Origin of the sequence: Flavobacterium laiguense (genome assembly GCF_003097655.1) — a bacterium.
GTDB lineage: Bacteria > Bacteroidota > Bacteroidia > Flavobacteriales > Flavobacteriaceae > Flavobacterium > Flavobacterium laiguense.
Genome location: NZ_QCZH01000011.1, coordinates 29886 through 47432 on the forward strand (window position 1 = coordinate 29886; position 17547 = coordinate 47432).

The following is a 17547-nucleotide window of genomic DNA, read 5'->3' on the forward strand; positions in this document are numbered from 1 at the left end:
AATTTATAGTTTTTAAAAAGAGTTTGATAGATGTTTTACTTTTCACATAGTCAATCTATGTGAAAAAAAGTGCTATTTTCTATTCATTCTTTAATTATTTGTTATAAATCTATGTATCTATGTGGTTTATTTTTTATTTAAACGGAATTACACCCAACGGGTTATTTAAATATTAAAAACAATGCCTTAAAATAGTTCATCCAATTCGGCTATACTTAAATTTAATTTTTCATGGATCGTTTTTTCCGCTTCCAAAATATTTTCAATTCCTTTTATCAGCGCATCAGGATTAAAAGAAATACTGTCGATTCCTTCTTCCACCAAAAATTTCGCAAAAGCAGGAATATCACTAGGTGCCTGACCACAGAGTCCTACTTTTATTCCCATTTTTTTGCCTACTTTAATGGTTTGTCTTATCAGGGCTTTGACAGCTGGATTTTCTTCGCTAAACAAATAACTGACCAATGAAGAATCGCGATCCAAGCCTAATGTCAGTTGCGTTAAATCATTGGAACCGATGGAAAAACCGTCAAACAATTTTGCAAATTCCTCTGCCAACAAAACATTACTCGGAATTTCGACCATAACATACACTTCTAAATCGTTGACTCCTTGCACCAATCCGTTTTTTTCCATTTCTGCCAATACCATTTTTCCTTCTTCAACCGTTCTGCAAAATGGAATCATCAATTTTACATTGGTAAGTCCCATTTCGTTACGCACTTTTTTCATGGCCTCACATTCTAATGCAAACCCTTTTCGATAAAAATCGCTGTAATAACGGGAAGCTCCCCGAAAACCAATCATTGGGTTTTCTTCATCTGGTTCAAAGTATTGTCCGCCGATGAGATTTCTGTATTCATTGCTTTTGAAATCGCTCATTCGTACGATGACATCCTTCGGATAAAAAGCAGCAGCCACTATAGATACTGCTTTGGCTAATTCATCCACAAAATATTTTTTGCAATCCGAATAGTCTTTGGTCAATTCTTTTATGGTTGAGATCACTTTTTCATCAATCACTTTTTCAGGTTCACACAAAGCCAGCGGATGAATTTTTATGGTATTCGAAATCGCAAATTCCATTCGCATAAGGCCAACACCTTGATTGGGGTAGTAACTCAACTCGAAAGCCCTTTCTGGATCAGCCAATATCAACATGGGTTCTGTTTTTGGCATTTCAAGTTTACTGAAATCTTGCTCTTTTACTTCCCATTTCAATAATCCATCATAAACATTACCATCTTTACCTTCGGCACAGGAGACTGTAATTTCCTGACCGTTTTTTATGGTAGAGGTGGCATTACCACATCCTACTACTGCAACAGTTCCCAATTCCCGGGCAACAATGGCGGCATGACTTGTGCGGCCTCCTTTATTGGTAATAATCGCCGCAGCTCTTTTCATTATGGGATCCCAATCTGGATTGGTCAAATCGGTTATAATAATTTCGCGATCTAACAATAAATTTCCCTCTTGTGGGCTGTTTAGGATTCGTGCTTTTCCCGAAATTATTTTGTCGCCCAATGCTATTCCTTTTACTAAAAGTGTCCCTTTTTCTTTTAGTTTGTAAATTTCCCGAACTTGTTTATTTATTTTTCCGTGAATAGTTTCCGGGCGCGCCTGAACGATATAGAGTTTATTATTGAATCCGTCTTTGGCCCATTCAATATCCATAGCTTTTTTATAATGTTTTTCAATTTTATAACACCATTGAGAAAGCTGAATCACTTCTTTATCGCTTAGCGTAAATTGATTTTGTTTATCTAATGAGGTTTCGGTATTTGCAATCGTATTATCAACAGATAAACTTTCGGATTTATCAGCGTAAATCATGGTGAATTCTTTCCTTCCGCAATGTCTTTTTAAAATGGGATTCAAATTTTGGTTTTCTAAAGTCGGTTTAAAAACCATCCATTCATCTGGTGTAATACTACCTTGCACAATATTTTCGCCTAGTCCCCAAGAACCATTAATGATGATTGTGTTTTCGAAACCAGAATCGGGATCAATTGTAAACGCCACACCGGAGGATGCTTTATCGCTACGTACCATTTGCTGAACTCCTACTGAAATGGCAATGTCCAGTTTGTCAAAACCCATATCAATTCGGTATTTTATGGCTCGATCTGTATATAAAGAAACAAAACAGCGGTGTACGGCTGCCACTAATTGTTCTGATCCACTGATATTCAAAAAAGATTGCATTTGCCCTGCAAAACTCGCTGTAGGCAAATCTTCAGAAGTTGCACTGCTACGTACCGCCACATCAAGATTGTCTTTTTCACATTGTTCACAAAGAGACCGATAAGCATTCTCTATTTCTTCTCTAATTTCTTCTGGAATTACAGCTGATAAAATCAGAGCTCGTGCTTGTTCACCAATGGCAGAAAGGTTAGTGTAATTTTTTGTGTCTAATTGAATCAATAAATCTTCAAGTGGTTTAACTAAATGATTGGTTTTAGTAAATAAGCAATATCCATCTGCCGTAAGGGCAAAACCATTGGGAATAGCAACGCCTATGGGATTAAGCTGGGTGTACATTTCTCCAAGTGAAGCGTTTTTCCCGCCAACTTTACCAATTGCAGTAATACCAATTTGATCGAAGAAAAGTATATGCTTGTAGTTTAACATATCTTATCGCTTTTAATGTTAGAATGACATTAGAGAAAAAGAATTCTAATTGTAAATGTATTTTGCTTTACATTTAATTTAATGAGTAAATCTATTTTTTAAGTTTTCTAAACACTAAAAAGTGAGGATATCTATATAAATGACTTTTAGTATTTTTATCAACCATTTGCACACCATAACCAGAAGCTTCAAATAGGAAACCTCCTTAATAGAACCAGTTTTATTATAAAAAAAATTCTAACGACAATACTAAAAAACAATTATGGCGTTTTAGCATACTTCGGATTTAATGAAAGGCAACTCTTAAGTAACATTGTATTTTAGCTGCTAATTACTTGTAAATTTAATAAAATATAATTGCTTTTAAAATAAAAACTCCTTTTTTTATTTTAAAAAACCTGATTAAACAACTATTAAACAAACACTTAACAAAATATAAAATCTTAAGCTCTTATGAGAGGGAATAAGAAAATCAATTATTAAATCATTGGATCCTTTTTATGCACCAGATATAAATTTTAGCTTGTTTTAAATCATTGCAATTGCAAATTATATATTGTTACGCTTTCAGAATTTCTGCTTTATAATTCTTATTTTATTTTTCCCAATTTATTATACAAAGGATTTATAAGTAGGATATACATTTGAGAAAACAACCACCCAAAGGTTAGTGCAAAAAACAAAGCCACTTTTCTCTTTATGATACTTTCGATATTGATTACTTTGGCTAGAAATTTAGATAAAAACCCAACCAAAAAAACGATAAGCGTTATTCCGATAAAATTATACGAAATCGCAAATTGCCATATCGGAGTCGCATTATGCCAATTCACAATCAATACAAACAAAATGTACAACAAGAGTACACCGCCAAGACCTAATACGGAATAATTGAATGCTTTTGATAGCCTGATTATTTTGAAAGGAACAAAACAACTTACTTTTAATTGTTTAACGAGTTGTTTATCTTTTGCGGGAAGCGCACAACTGTCGGCTACTTTTAAGAATTTCCAATTTGTTTTTTTTAAGTTGTCTCCACTATGGTCGTGCATTACTTGCTGGTATCCGCTATACATTAAAGCATAGGCTTCTATGTCATTGAATGAATCCAAATCGGTTCTCACTTCGCTAAGTCCTTTTTGAATTTTCGTCATTACTCCATATTTCAAAAGCGAATTTTCGTCCTCAATTTCTTTATCATACAAAAGACTTCTGTTAACATCGGTGCAATCTATCCAACTAACCGGGAGTTGAGACAATCCGTTCTTCAAATGTATAATATTCAACTTATTGACAATAGAAGAGTATTTTCGGGCTTTTAAATCCTGTAATTGAATCTCTCGCAAGCGTTCTTGCAAAATAGTATCCACTCTAAAAAACAAGGACACTGGATTAGCTGTGTTTTTGTCATTGTTTTTCATTTGAGCACTACCGTCACTTATAATAATCTCATTGCATTCCTGCTCCAGTATAGACGCAATACCCTGATTGTCATGCACGCCTCCATCTATTAATTCTAAATCAAAATTTTTATACAATCCTTTTAGCACCAGGGGTTCGAATAAGACAGGAACACAGGAAGAAGCCGCAACGGCATAACCTAAGCTGAATTTTTTATATCCATCGGGTGCATTATCATAATACATCCTTCTTAAACGTGGTTTCACATCAAAATCATCCGAAATGTAAGTGGGTGGCTCTCCCATCCAGGAGGCCGTAAACTGCCAGTTGTGTCCTGTATTTACTGATGTTGCATTTAGAATTAACTGTGGTACTTTATTCGTTCTCTTCCAATTATCATTGCTAAAATCAAATTTATCATTGTTAAAAGGAGTAATGAGTAAATCACTCAAGTATATCGAATCCGTATTTTTAAATTTTAAACTTTTAGCCATTAATGGCTTATAAAAATACTGTTCGTACAGTTCCCCCAACCTATTGGACCGAGAATAGGATCCTTCTTTCAGCATTTCAATATTTTTGGAAAAACTAGTCAGTAAACGCATTCGGATGTTCCTTTGAACCGCATCCAAAAATTCTTTTTCAATTTCTTTTACCAGTTTAACATAATCCTCATGAACTATATCTTTATCGGCTTTGTTTTCAAACAATTGCTTAATTTTCAAGTAATAAAAAGCCCCGATTATAGAACCTCCAGAGACACAGGAAATTACCTCAATATCTTTTAATTTGCCTTTATCTGCCAATGCGGCCAAAACACCAATATGAAATAAAGCCGCCCTAAAACCACCGCCGGACAAACCTAATCCCACTTTGCTTTGCTTTTTTTGCTTGGAGTGGACAGTATCCGATCGGAGATTTAAAGCCATTAAACAACGATTTAGATCTTCCTCTATAATTTCCTCTTTCTGGAATGGATCAATGTTTGTAGCCAATTGATTTTTTTCAATTCTTTGATAATAGGACAGATTATAAATTTGCTTGCTAAACGATTTAATTTGCCAATTTTCCTTTTTGCCTGCAGTGTGCAGCATAATAAAATAAAGGGCTTCCTTGTATTTCCTAAGACCAAAAAAAGCTTCGGCTAATGCAGGATACAATTTTTCTTTGGCTTCAATTTCGGCTCTAAATAAAGGCTTACCCGTACCTGTATCATCTAAATAGGCATGAATAATTTCCCTTCTAATATCTTGGGCTGTTTCAAATCTTTTGATGGTTTCACTGGTAATTTCTGAAGTTTCAGAGAGCCGTTCTAAATTCTCTATAACAATTAACTCATTGATGTGCGCATAATTTACTGCGGTATTGATGCAATCGGTTTCGGCATGAATCGATTTATGTGATTTGCTTTTCCAAATTAGGTAGCCTTTTTTATAATAAGCCCTAGATTGCAATAAATTATGAAACTGATGGTCAAATTTCCATTTATGTTTATACACTTCTCCCGCCAAACTTAGTGTTTTGCAATTTTTGGTGTGTTCTAAATCGCAAAAAGACTTTAGAATATTTATCGCTTTTTCAAATTTAAAATAGGAAGATAGTGTGGTGTCTTTGTATATATTCTCTGCTAAATCTTGATAATTCGAAAGTTTGATTTCAACGCCATCTGCCTCATTATCGGCTATTTTTTCCAATAAAATCTCTGTGGCATATCCAAATTGCTCATATTGAATCAATTTTGAATACAAATCCTCAAAATGAATAGAATTTGAAATGTCTTCACCTCTTAAATAATTTTTAGCAAATTCTATCGCTTGCTTTTTACTTTCCATATTTTAAAAAATTTATCATCGAGATACAAATGACTACACTATTTACGCTTTTTTCTTTGCGAAAACATTCTATAAATTTAAAGAAAATAATAGAACAGTAACAATTATAAATACCAAACTCTATTTTAAATGTAATATTATTGCTAATAAAATCAAATAGTATTCAAAATAAAATGTATTTTTACAATATTAACTTACAAAAATACATTTGAATGAAAAAAATGATTTTCGCTATGACATTAGTTACTGCATTGGTAACTAATTCCCATGCTCAAGAAGCTACTTTTGTCACTTCGGTTGAAGGAATAAAAGAATATAGCTTAACCAATGGGATGAAAGTTTTATTAATTCCCGATGCTGCACAATCCAATGTGATTGTCAATATTGTATATGGGGTTGGTTCCCGTCATGAAGGGTATGGCGAATCTGGAATGGCACATTTACTGGAACACATGCTCTTTAAACGTTCCTCTAAATTTACGGATATCAAGAAAACCATTGCAGATAAAGGAGCGCAAGCCAATGGAACAACTTATGCCGATCGTACCAATTATTACGAGATTCTGCCTGCTACAGAGGAAAATCTAAAATGGGCGCTTGAAATGGAGGCCGACAGAATGGTAACGTCGGCAATTCTTCAAACCGATCTGGATACCGAATTTAGTGTGGTGCGAAATGAATTTGAAATAGGCGAAAATTATCCTTCGGGAGTTTTATTTGACCGTGTTCTTTCTGCTGCCTATTTATGGCACAACTACGGAAAATCAACCATTGGTAGTAAAGAAGATATTGAGCTAGTTCCTGCAAGCAGACTTAAACTTTTTTATCAAAAATATTACCAACCCAATAATGCCACTCTTATCATAGGAGGAAAATTTGATGAAAAGAAAACGCTTTCTTGGATTTCTCAATATTTTGCTCCAATTCCAAAATCTAAAACGGAAATTGAACAAACCTATACTGTAGAACCAGCTCAAGACGGAGAACGATTTGTGGAGCTCAAAAGAAATGGAGACATTCAATATCTGGCCATGGCTTATCATACACCCTGTTATTCTGATAAAGAATATGCTGCCAATAATGCCCTTACAGCTATTTTGACCAATAATCCCTCAGGAGTTTTATATAAATCATTAGTAGAAACAAAATTGGCTACCAATTTATCTTGCTATACTCCCACTTTCAAAGATCCTGGATTTAGTTTTTACTCTTGTGAAATTGCTAAAGACACAGACATCAATGTCGTTCAAAAAACATTTTTGGAAACCATGAATGCTGTTCCAAAAATGACTTTTACCGAAGACGATCTTAAACGTGCCAAAAATGAATTGCTAAAACAATTTGAAAATACTTACAATAAAACGATTAATTTATCGGTAGCCATGACTGAATATGTTGGAGCTGGCGATTGGCGTTTGTTTTTTATAGACAGAGATAATGTCGAAGCCTTGACAGTTGCAGATATTCAAAATGCAGCCAAAAAGTATTACTTGCAAAGCAATAGAACTTGGGGACGATTTATTCCGGAAACAACAAGTGAAAGAACAAAAGTAAATCCTGCCAAAGATATTGCTGCACAGGTAAAAGGATATAAAGGAAAAGCTATGGAAGCCAATACCACTACCTTTGAGACCTCTGTAGCCAATATTATAAAATCGACCGAGGAAGGAAAATTAGCATCAGGAGGAAAATATGCCTTACTGGAAAAACCTGCCAAAGGAAATAAAATTGAAGCGCGATTGATTTTGAGAATGGGAGATGAAAAATCATTGAGCCAAAAATCAATGATCGCTGACTTAACCGCACGTATGCTTAAAATGGGGACTAAAACCAGAAGCAAAAAAGACATTAACGACCAACTCGATCAATACAAAATAAACCTAACGTTTTCTGGATCGGTTGACGGGCTTTTTGTGAGAGTGAGTGCCGATAAACCTAATTTAAGCAATGCTTTAAACTTGGTTCAAGATATTTTAAGAAACCCATCATTTGATCCAGCAGAATTTGAAAAAGTAAAACTGGAAGCCAAAAGCGAATTGGAATCCAATAGGAATGATCCTCAATTTGTATCGAGTGAAGCGTTGACAAAAACGACCCAGTTGTATCCTAAAGACCATCCCTATTACACAGAATCTGTAGACGAGAGTTTAGCCAGCCTAAACAAAACTACGATTGACGATATCAAGAATTTCTACCAAGAATTTTATGGAGGATCAAATAGTATTTCATCATTTGTTGGTGGGATAGATAAACCAGTAATCAAAAAATTCTTAACCTCAACTTTTGATAATTGGAGTCCGAAAAATAAATACACAAGAATTCCAACTCAATTTTTTGACACAAAAGCCCAGGAAAAAACAATTCAAATCAATGATAAAACAAATGCGGCATTGATGGCTAAAATCAATTTGAACATAGGAGAGACCAACGCCGATTATCCTGCAGTAGATATGGCAAATGAATTATTGGGTGGTGGTTCTTTCTTATCCTCTAGAATACCGCAACGTTTGCGTGAGGCTGAAGGTCTTAGTTATGGAGCCGGATCCTATTTACAGGCAAACGCTATAGACCCTACAACAGATTGGGGAATTTATGCCTTTTACAATCCTACCATGAAAGAAAAATTAGGTAATGCCCTTAATGAAGAAATTCAAAAAGCTTTGACCAAAGGTTTTACCAAAGAAGAATTTGACAGTTCATTAAAATCATGGTTGCAAAACAGACAAACCATGCTAGGAATGGATGAGTATCTGGTTTATAAACTTAGAGAAAATTTAGATCTGGGAAAAAGCTTCAAAGATTATGAAGACTATGAGGCAAAAGTAAAAGCATTGAATGTACAAAAAGTAAATGCTGCACTTGTAAAATATTTTGACCCAAAGAAACTAGTAATTATTAATTCTGGAGACTTTACTAAAAAGTGATTCCAGTAGAGACTAAGTTACTAAGGGGTTAAGAATTAAAAAAGACAAACTTTAGCATATAAATTGCTACTAAAAAGGTATTGAGCAATCGATACCTTTTTTGCTTTTATAAAATAAATGCCTAGTCCTAACTAAAGATCCCTTCAAACAACTCAAAACATTTGGGATTAAAACATTCATCATTATTTCCATAACCCGTTGGGTGTAATTCTGTTTAAATAAAAAATAAACCACATAGATACATAGATTTATAACTAAGAAAGAATAGAAAATAGCACTATTTTTCACATAGATTGACTATGTGAAAAGTAAAACATCTATCAAACTCTTTTCAAAAACTATAAATTCTATGTTTCTATGTGGTAAAAAAACAATTATAACTAATGTTTTTTTTTTAATGTTTTGAAAATCATTTTTTTATATTTTATAATATTCATCTAAATTTTTACTTTCTTCCGTTAGCTGAAGGAGTCAATTTTAGGCGTAAATATGTGGAATTACACCCAACGGGTTTTCATAATAAATTGACAATGAAAAATTTAAGCACAAAACAAACCTAAATATTTGATTCCAATTCATTAGTATTTTGTAATTTTATGAATCCCAATCCGTTATATTAAAAAACACTATTTATTTATTTTCTCAAAATGGTTTTTAATTCTCTAAAAGCTAAATTTATTACAAACAGCGCTATTTCTAATTCATAAGTAAATCTAACATTGCTTTCAAAAAAACTCACATAACGATTCAACTTAAGTTAATTTTAAAACATAAAGACATGAAAAGACAAACTGGCATCTGGATTGATTCATCAAAAGCTATTATTGTTACTCTTGATGGTGGAAAAGAAAGAATCTCTGAAATCGAATCTGATTTAGAAAATAAAATGTACCACGAAAAAGAAGGAAACAAAGGAACCTTTAGCGGTAGTCATCACAGCAATAACGAAAACAAATTTGAAGAACGAAGAAAAAATGAAACCAATCATTTCCTCAAAAATATTCTGTCTCATATCAAATTAGCCGATGAACTATATATTTTTGGACCTGCTGAGGCAAAAATAAAATTAGAACAAAAAATAAATACCGATAAATCATTTGATTCCAGCAAACTAAAAATGGTCGAATCGGCAGAGAGTATGACCACCAATCAAATTGTGGCCAAAGTGAAGAAATTTTATCATTAGAAAATAAGGTGCTCAAATTAACAAGACTGCTTGCATTCATAAAAAGAATCTAAATCTTGAAAATATGCTTTTGCGCCTCAGCGCCTTTGCGTGAAATTTGGCTCGCAAAGGCGCAGAGTAGCAAAGGGCATAATGAATAAAATTTGTGGAAAATTAATACTCATCACAGACAGTCACGTTATTCTAAAACCTAATCAAATTCAAAACATGAAATTTAGAATCGAAAAAGACACCATGGGAGAAGTTCCTGTTCCAGCAGATAAATACTGGGGAGCACAAACCGAACGTTCCCGAAACAATTTTAAAATTGGACCACCTTCGTCAATGCCCTCCGCCATTATAGAAGGTTTTGCCTATCTCAAAAAAGCGGCTGCCTATACCAACTGCGATTTGGGTGTTTTATCTATTGACAAGCGTGATGCCATCGCAGAGGCATGTGATGAAATACTTGCGGGAGAACTTAAGGATCAGTTTCCTCTTGTGATATGGCAAACGGGTTCGGGAACACAAAGTAATATGAACGTCAATGAAGTTATTGCCAATCGTGCCCAGGTTTTGAAAGGGCGTACTGTTGGCGAAGGCGAACCTTTTATCAAAGCCAATGACGATGTCAACAAATCGCAATCCTCCAATGATACTTTCCCAACGGCAATGCACATTGCCGCTTATAAAGTGGTGGTCGAAAACACCATTCCAAGCATTGAAAAATTAAGGGATACACTCCAAGGAAAATCAACCGAATTTGCCTCAGTGGTCAAAATAGGCCGTACCCATTTGATGGATGCCACTCCCCTAACCTTAGGTCAGGAAATTTCGGGTTATGTGGCACAATTAAATCACGGATTAAAAGCCCTCAGAAATACATTGGAACACTTATCCGAAATCGCTTTGGGCGGAACTGCAGTAGGGACAGGACTCAACACTCCAGCAGGATACGACATAAAAGTAGCGGAATACATTGCCCAATTTACAGGTCATCCTTTTGTAACTGCCCCAAACAAATTTGAAGCTTTGGCAGCACACGATGCTATTGTGGAAACGCATGGCGCATTAAAGCAATTGGCCGTTTCTTTACATAAAATAGCCCATGACATCAGAATGCTGGCTTCGGGGCCCCGTTCCGGAATTGGAGAACTCTTGATTCCTGAGAACGAACCAGGTTCTTCTATCATGCCGGGAAAAGTCAATCCAACGCAATGCGAAGCGCTTACCATGGTTTGTGCACAAGTTATGGGAAATGACGTAGCCATAACTATTGGTGGTATGCAAGGGCATTATGAATTGAATGTTTTTAAACCCATGATGGCAGCCAATTTTTTGCAATCGGCTCAGTTGTTGGGTGATGCTTGCCAATCCTTTGATGAGCATTGCGCACAAGGCATAACGCCCAACTACAAACGCATCAAGGAATTGGTTGACAATTCGCTGATGTTGGTTACCGCTTTGAACACCAAAATTGGGTATTATAAATCGGCGGAAATTGCTCAAACCGCCCACAAAAACGGAACCACACTCAAAGAAGAAGCTGTTAGATTGGGCTACGTAACTCCCGAAGATTTTGATGATTGGGTGAAACCGGAAGATATGGTTTAGATTTTAGATTTTAGATTTTTAGAAAAGAGAACATAGAGAAGAGAATATAGATTTTGATATAACCGAAAAACCTGTAAATCGATAATTTGCAGGTTTTCTATTTTTATTTTTTTGAGTTACTTACTTAAAGAAAAACACACCCCCAACCCCTCTCAAGAGGAGAGTTAGGAGTGCATAAAAGGAGTGAGTGATTAAACGACATCTACTAGGTCAAAAAAATATATAAGTAAATTTTGTAATTTCTTATAAAAACTAAAGATTTTATGTTTGCAGGGTCACATTCCCCTCTTGAGAGGGGTTAGGGGTGTGTATACGTGATTGATTACTTCACTAAATCTTGAAAGCAATTGGCTTTAAAACTAAAAAACCTGCAAATCAATGACTTGCAGGTTTTCTTATTTTCAATCCTTATATTGGAATTTTATTTCCCATCCACATAATCCTGTAAATAACTGAAACGCTCGGTCAATTTCCCATTTTCAGTCATTTTGGCTCTTTTAAGAATCCCATCTTTGTCTCCGTTAAAAAAAGCGGGGATCACATGTTGCGAAAACATTTCTCCAAATCCTTCGCTCGCATCTTTAGGCAATTCACATGGCAAATTATCGACCGCCATAACTACAATTGCGGCAGGATGAAAGACATCTACTTCTTTGTGTTCGCTAGGCAAATAGCCGTACAAAGGTTCTGCTATGGTTGAGGAACGCAAGGTACAGGCAATAGGTCCATTGACGTCACAAGAGACATCGGCAACCACTTTTATCATGCAATCATTGGCCTGAAGCATTTCACGGGTTAAAATTGCTGGGGATTCATTGGCATGAAAATGACCCGTAATAAACATATCCGAAACTTTTGTGAATTTTTCAAAATCTGAAGTATATTCTTTTGGATTGTGATAAAAATCGGTGAAATCCAACACTTGTCCATCTAACCTTTTGTTATAATCCAAAACATCGATCTGTGTGTACACGGGTTGCGTATAAGTCTTGGTCAAATAATTTTCAACTGTAACTTCTTTAATTTTCATGGCATCCAAAATTTCTTTGGCGCCATTCCCAACTTTTCCGGTTCCCGAAACCACAATCTTTAGCGGAGGTAGAATCAATCTTTTTAAATGGGTAATCAGCGCCTCTTTTCCCGAAAGGGTTTCCGCTTTTGGCATTTTAAACAATTCGAATTTTATTCCAAAAGCTCTAAAAGCATTGTAGGCTCCCACAATACCAGCATAACGACCAAAACCGATTAAACGTCGATTATGGGCATCGACAATGGTTTCATGATCATACAAATCGATATTTTTATCTAGTATGGCTTGCAACAGCTTTCTGTTGTAAGGTTGTTTTTTTATGGTATGCGAAAAAAAGAAATACCCCTTATTTGGAATCAAATTCTCTACGGGAACTTCTTTCACTCCAAACAGCACGTCGCAATCACTAACATCATTGGTCACATCAATTCCCATACTTTGGTATTGAACATCGGGGAAAATACGAATATCGGAACTTTCTACTTTTACGGTACAGTCATGATACAGCTGCTTTATTTTAGCCAATTCATTAGGAGAGAAAACGACTCTTCTATCTGGTGGATTTTTTCTTTCTTTTATGATTCCAAACTTCATTTTTATTATTTTAAATTTATAAAAATATAACTTAATTCGTGGTATTTGTTACAAATATAACAATTTATTTTTGTTTTTACTTTTTTTATAAAAAAATTGTTGTGGAATACGCATAAAACAGTACTAATTAGTTGAGTATCATTAGAACCACTAATTGACTTTTATAAAAGAGTCTTAAAATTTAAAAAAAACAAAAACAAATCCAATCGATTCTATATATTTGCTTTTTAAGTACCACAAAAATGAATTTTATAAAAAAAGCAAATATACTACATTTACTGCTCGTAATTGTAGTAGCCAGTTCTTGTAAAAATGAAGCCAAAGACATTTCAAAAACAGAAATAAAAGATGCCGATCTTCCAAAAAACGTTTTACCAAAAATGAAGCCTTTGACCAATGAACCAAAACTTACGGCTTCTTACATTGCAGAAAAGCAACGAAAAATAGATTCTTTTTACAATAAAAACTGGCCTAACAACAGCATGAACGGGGCATTTCTTGTTGCTAAAAACGGTCAAATTATCTACGAAAAATACGAAGGCTATGCCAACCTTAGAGATAAAACACCTATAACGAGTACCACTCCTATTCATATTGCTTCTGTCACTAAAGTTCTTACCGCAACGGCAGTTTTAAAATTAATAAACGCTAAAAGAATTGGCTTGGACCAAAAAGTGACTGACTTTTTAAAAGAGTTTCCTTATCCGGATGTTACCGTAAGAATGCTGCTTTCTCATAGAAGCGGGATGCGCAGTTATGCTTATTTTACAGATCGGGATAAAAATGTTTGGGACAGGCATAATACACTGACCAATCTGGACATTTTGACCATTATGGGAACCAAAAATATCGCTTTGGAACAAAGAACAGGTACCCGATTCGCCTACTGTAATACTAATTATGCGATGTTGGCTTTAATTATCGAAAAAGTAACCAAGCTTTCGTACAGAGAAGCAATGAACCAAATCATTTTTAAACCCTTGGGGATGAAAAACACTTTTGTTTTAGATTTTGACAATGACAAAAAGAAAGTAGCTCCATCCTATAAAGCAAACAAAGTTGAAATAGGTATTGATTATCTGGATAAAGTTTATGGAGACAAAAACATTTACTCTACTCCCAGAGATTTATTGAAATTTGACAGAGCCAGAAATTCCCCATCCTTTTTGGAACCCGAATTGTTAGCCCAAGTTTACACCGGACACAGCAACGAACGAAAAGGAACTAAAAATTACGGACTGGGCATTCGTATGGTCAATTGGGAAACCGGTAAAAATTTCTATTTCCATAACGGTTGGTGGCATGGTTTCACTTCCTCTTATATAACATTAAAAGACGAGAATGTTACCATAATTGCCTTGTCCAATAAATTCAACAGAAGCACTTATGCGGTTCGAAAACTATCGGTTTTGTTTGGCGATTATCCTTTTAAAGTAGCAGACGAGTAGCTACAAGTAGACAGTGATCAGTTTTTAGTATTCAGTAAAGCAGTTTGAAATAATTCGTTTATAGTATAAATTCTCCAGATATTGATTTTTGATATTGATATAAATTGATGTACCTTTGCAATATAAAAGTCGACAGCATCTGAATCATTCAGTTAATAAACTGAATACTTAAAAACGGAACACTGAACACTAATTAAATGGGGTCGACTGGTTTTGACAGCAAGTCGAATTGGAAAGTAAGCACGTCGAGAACTGGGACAATTCTCGTAAATAAAAGGTCTCAAACATTTTACACGGCGAAGGAAACTACGCTCTTGCTGCATAATCTGAATTATAGTAAGATTAGCCTCGTCCTACCAGGTAGGAAAGCAGGATTCATCTCGAAAGCTTTGGTTTATAGCGGTCGATAAAGATGAATCGTAAATTTAAACCTAGATATTCATACGCTTCGGGTGAGTATTGAAACTAAAGAAGATAAGCAAAGAGAGGTTGTTTCTGACCTAACTCCGAGACGAAAATCCATTCAGAGAATAAGCGTGTAGAAAGCTCTTTAGTTGCTTGTTTGGACCCGGGTTCGATTCCCGGCGATTCCACAAAAAGCCTTGCAATTGACTGATTGTAAGGCTTTTTTATTTACACTACTCTCCAAAATTCCGAGTTACCACAACCTACAAAGACATTTACAATACTGCTCATCATAACTAAATCTTTACTTTTACGGTATTAAAAAGTACTACCTATGGAAAAGCTATATTCCCTTGTCATTCATCCTCCAGAGGCCATTCTAATTTTGGTGAAGTCCATGAAAGAACAGTTAGCGACTGAAGTGGGCTGGTTCAACAGTAAAAATTCTGTAGGACATATTACAATCTGCGAATTCAAGGCAACGGATGCAGCAATTGAAAAGATTAAAATTCAAATCAATAGATTGTGCGAAACGTTGTCTCCAGTTGAAATACTTTTAAATGAATTCGGCGCTTTTCCCAATGGTGCTTTTTTTATAGCACCAGACAAAGATTCCAAAACCAACTTGAAGCACATCATGAAACGGTTCAATCAATCGCTTCGTATTCCCAATATGCTAAAAAGTGATAATCCGCATCTCTCTATTGCTCGAAGACTTACTCCAGAAAATCTAATAAAAGCCAATCATTTATTCACTACAATAGACCTGAATTTTGTTTGTGACAGTGTTGTTTTACGACAATTTGACGAAAACATAAAACAGTTTTTTGTAACGGACACCTTCGAATTCAAAGATAATCCACAACCTAGATTGATACAGGGAACACTTTTTTAGTTATTTTTTACATTTGGGCTAGGACATTCATTTTCATCAGGGCATATTGATTAAAAAAAAAACATCTTTCCCCTTTTGTAACTATCGAGAGTTGTAAATATAAATGGGTTGGTATTAGTTTTGAATAGTTCAGTTTTTTATTTATATCACTCCTTGTCTATTACTCAATTACCTCATAGGTATTTACCGGTACCGATTTATTTTTCAATACATATTCCCCATTTAATTCACACTTAAATGATTCTTTAGCAATATGAAAAACTGCCTCCGAAATAAGGATTTGCCCTGGTTTGGCAACACTTTGTAATCTTTGAGCCGTATTTACCGCATCGCCAATAACGGTGTAATCAAATCGCTTTAAGGATGCCGAACCAATATTCCCGGACACCATTTCCCCGGAGTTAATGCCAATTGAAATTTGTGGTTTATAGATTTTATCCCCAAACATTATTTCCTCGCTGTTCTTGATTTGATTTCTTATAGCGAGTCCCGCATCAATAGCTCTATCCAAATGATAGTCCCCTCTAAAAACAGCCATAACAGCATCACCCATAAATTTATCTACATGCCCATCTTGAGCTATGATTTCTTTTACAATTGTATCAAATAGTCCGTTAAGCAAATTCACTATTGTATTTGCTGGAATTTGTTCGGTTATTGAAGTAAAACCACATACATCTATAAAAAGCACGGTGGCTTCTAACATTTCATTTTTAAGGAGACTACTTTCGAACTCCTTGTTCGTCATAAAATTAATTACATTTTCATCAACATACATCTTAAGAATATTATTCTCCTTGATTGCTTTAATGGTTTCCTGCAATTGTTTGACATGCAATATCGTTTTTTCCATAGTCAAATCCAGATCATCGAAATCAACGGGCTTACAGACAAAATCAAATGCACCTCTATTCATAGCCAACCGTATATTGTGCATGTCCCCATAGGCGGATACCATAACCGCTTTCAATATCGGATTGACCTCAGGCAACTTGCTTAATAAAGTTAATCCATCCATTATCGGCATATTAATATCACTGAGTATGATATCCAAGTCTGAATGTTCCAAAATTTTCTGCAATGCCTCTTCCCCATTCTGGGCAAAAATGAACTGATAGACATTTTCCCGAATCTTTTTTCTGAACTTTTGCTTTACCAAAATTTCTAAATCTGCTTCATCATCAACTACAAGTATCTTAGCCATTGTCCATGATTTTTTTTAGTTTCTCTTTTAATACATTAAAATCTAACGGTTTTGTTAAAAAATCATTTGCTCCATTCTCCATCGATTGTTTATAATTTTCATCATCCCCATAAGCAGTAATCATCATTACCACTGGCTGTGGTCCATTAAAATCATGACGTATTTTTGACAAAAGTTCGATTCCGCTCATTCCTGGCATATTAATATCCGATAGAATCAGCACCACTTCAGAAGCTTTACCTTTAAGATATTCTAATGCTTCCTCACCCGAAAGGGCAAAATCAAATTCAAAATCGTGACGACGTAATTCTTTACGAAAATGTTGCAAGAAAAGTGGCTGTACATCAGCTTCATCATCTACTACCAGTATCTTCATATTTAACTGTTTTTTTGGCTATTAC

10 protein-coding genes and 1 other RNA gene are annotated in these 17547 nt (G+C 34.9%); 6 read left to right on the forward strand and 5 right to left on the reverse strand.

Translation table 11 applies throughout. The features are described 5' to 3' along the window. Window positions 1-186: 186 nt before the first annotated feature. Window positions 187-2634: a phosphoenolpyruvate synthase gene (gene ppsA / locus DB891_RS10760; RefSeq protein WP_116763387.1), complete on the reverse strand. Its 2448-nt coding sequence runs from the start codon at window positions 2632-2634 to the stop codon at window positions 187-189. Between the two features lie 590 nt (window positions 2635-3224). Further along, window positions 3225-5867, reverse strand: a complete 2643-nt coding sequence (locus tag DB891_RS10765) for a patatin-like phospholipase family protein (protein WP_116763389.1) — start codon at window positions 5865-5867, stop codon at window positions 3225-3227. A 212-nt stretch (window positions 5868-6079) separates the two neighbouring features. Here DB891_RS10765 and DB891_RS10770 point away from each other — a divergent pair, with 212 nt between their 5' ends. The 3 genes from DB891_RS10770 to fumC all read left to right on the forward strand — a co-directional run bounded on the left by DB891_RS10770 (window position 6080) and on the right by fumC (window position 11570). Further along, window positions 6080-8791 carry a M16 family metallopeptidase gene (locus tag DB891_RS10770; protein WP_116763391.1) on the forward strand — a complete coding sequence of 904 codons (2712 nt, stop codon included), beginning with the start codon at window positions 6080-6082 and terminating at the stop codon, window positions 8789-8791. Between the two features lie 778 nt (window positions 8792-9569). Continuing rightward, window positions 9570-9977 carry a hypothetical protein gene (locus tag DB891_RS10775; RefSeq protein ID WP_116763393.1) on the forward strand — a complete coding sequence of 136 codons (408 nt, stop codon included), beginning with the start codon at window positions 9570-9572 and terminating at the stop codon, window positions 9975-9977. Window positions 9978-10184: 207 nt separating this feature from the next. Further along, entirely contained in the window at window positions 10185-11570 is a 1386-nt protein-coding gene (fumC, locus tag DB891_RS10780) for a class II fumarate hydratase (protein ID WP_116763487.1), read from the forward strand. A 421-nt stretch (window positions 11571-11991) separates the two neighbouring features. Here the strand turns inward: fumC and DB891_RS10785 are convergent, their stop codons facing one another. Further along, entirely contained in the window at window positions 11992-13194 is a 1203-nt protein-coding gene (locus DB891_RS10785) for an NAD(P)-dependent oxidoreductase (protein ID WP_116763395.1), read from the reverse strand. Window positions 13195-13436: 242 nt separating this feature from the next. Between DB891_RS10785 and DB891_RS10790 the strand changes: the two genes are divergently transcribed. From DB891_RS10790 to DB891_RS10800, 3 genes are all read left to right on the forward strand, one after another. Further along, complete coding sequence (locus DB891_RS10790; protein WP_116763397.1) at window positions 13437-14642, forward strand: serine hydrolase domain-containing protein; 1206 nt, start codon at window positions 13437-13439, stop codon at window positions 14640-14642. 199 nt (window positions 14643-14841) lie between these two features. Continuing rightward, window positions 14842-15238, forward strand: a transfer-messenger RNA (tmRNA) gene (gene ssrA, locus DB891_RS10795). A gap of 143 nt (window positions 15239-15381) precedes the next feature. Beyond that, complete coding sequence (locus tag DB891_RS10800; protein WP_116763399.1) at window positions 15382-15942, forward strand: 2'-5' RNA ligase family protein; 561 nt, start codon at window positions 15382-15384, stop codon at window positions 15940-15942. 160 nt (window positions 15943-16102) lie between these two features. Here the strand turns inward: DB891_RS10800 and DB891_RS10805 are convergent, their stop codons facing one another. Further along, window positions 16103-17146: an adenylate/guanylate cyclase domain-containing protein gene (locus tag DB891_RS10805; protein ID WP_116763401.1), complete on the reverse strand. Its 1044-nt coding sequence runs from the start codon at window positions 17144-17146 to the stop codon at window positions 16103-16105. Then, complete coding sequence (locus DB891_RS10810; RefSeq protein ID WP_116763403.1) at window positions 17139-17522, reverse strand: response regulator; 384 nt, start codon at window positions 17520-17522, stop codon at window positions 17139-17141. Before DB891_RS10810 ends, DB891_RS10805 begins: the two co-directional genes overlap by 8 nt. Between the last annotated feature and the right edge of the window lie 25 nt (window positions 17523-17547).

Bases quoted from the DNA above. Each gene is read 5' to 3' on its own strand.
- DB891_RS10790 (WP_116763397.1), top strand. From the start codon at position 13,437: ATGAATTTTATAAAAAAAGCAAATATACTACATTTACTGCTCGTAATT.
- fumC (WP_116763487.1), top strand. From the start codon at position 10,185: ATGAAATTTAGAATCGAAAAAGACACCATGGGAGAAGTTCCTGTTCCA.
- ppsA (WP_116763387.1), bottom strand. From the start codon at position 2,634: ATGTTAAACTACAAGCATATACTTTTCTTCGATCAAATTGGTATTACT.
- DB891_RS10800 (WP_116763399.1), top strand. From the start codon at position 15,382: ATGGAAAAGCTATATTCCCTTGTCATTCATCCTCCAGAGGCCATTCTA.
- DB891_RS10775 (WP_116763393.1), top strand. From the start codon at position 9,570: ATGAAAAGACAAACTGGCATCTGGATTGATTCATCAAAAGCTATTATT.
- DB891_RS10765 (WP_116763389.1), bottom strand. From the start codon at position 5,867: ATGGAAAGTAAAAAGCAAGCGATAGAATTTGCTAAAAATTATTTAAGA.
- DB891_RS10785 (WP_116763395.1), bottom strand. From the start codon at position 13,194: ATGAAGTTTGGAATCATAAAAGAAAGAAAAAATCCACCAGATAGAAGA.
- DB891_RS10805 (WP_116763401.1), bottom strand. From the start codon at position 17,146: ATGGCTAAGATACTTGTAGTTGATGATGAAGCAGATTTAGAAATTTTG.
- DB891_RS10810 (WP_116763403.1), bottom strand. From the start codon at position 17,522: ATGAAGATACTGGTAGTAGATGATGAAGCTGATGTACAGCCACTTTTC.
- DB891_RS10770 (WP_116763391.1), top strand. From the start codon at position 6,080: ATGAAAAAAATGATTTTCGCTATGACATTAGTTACTGCATTGGTAACT.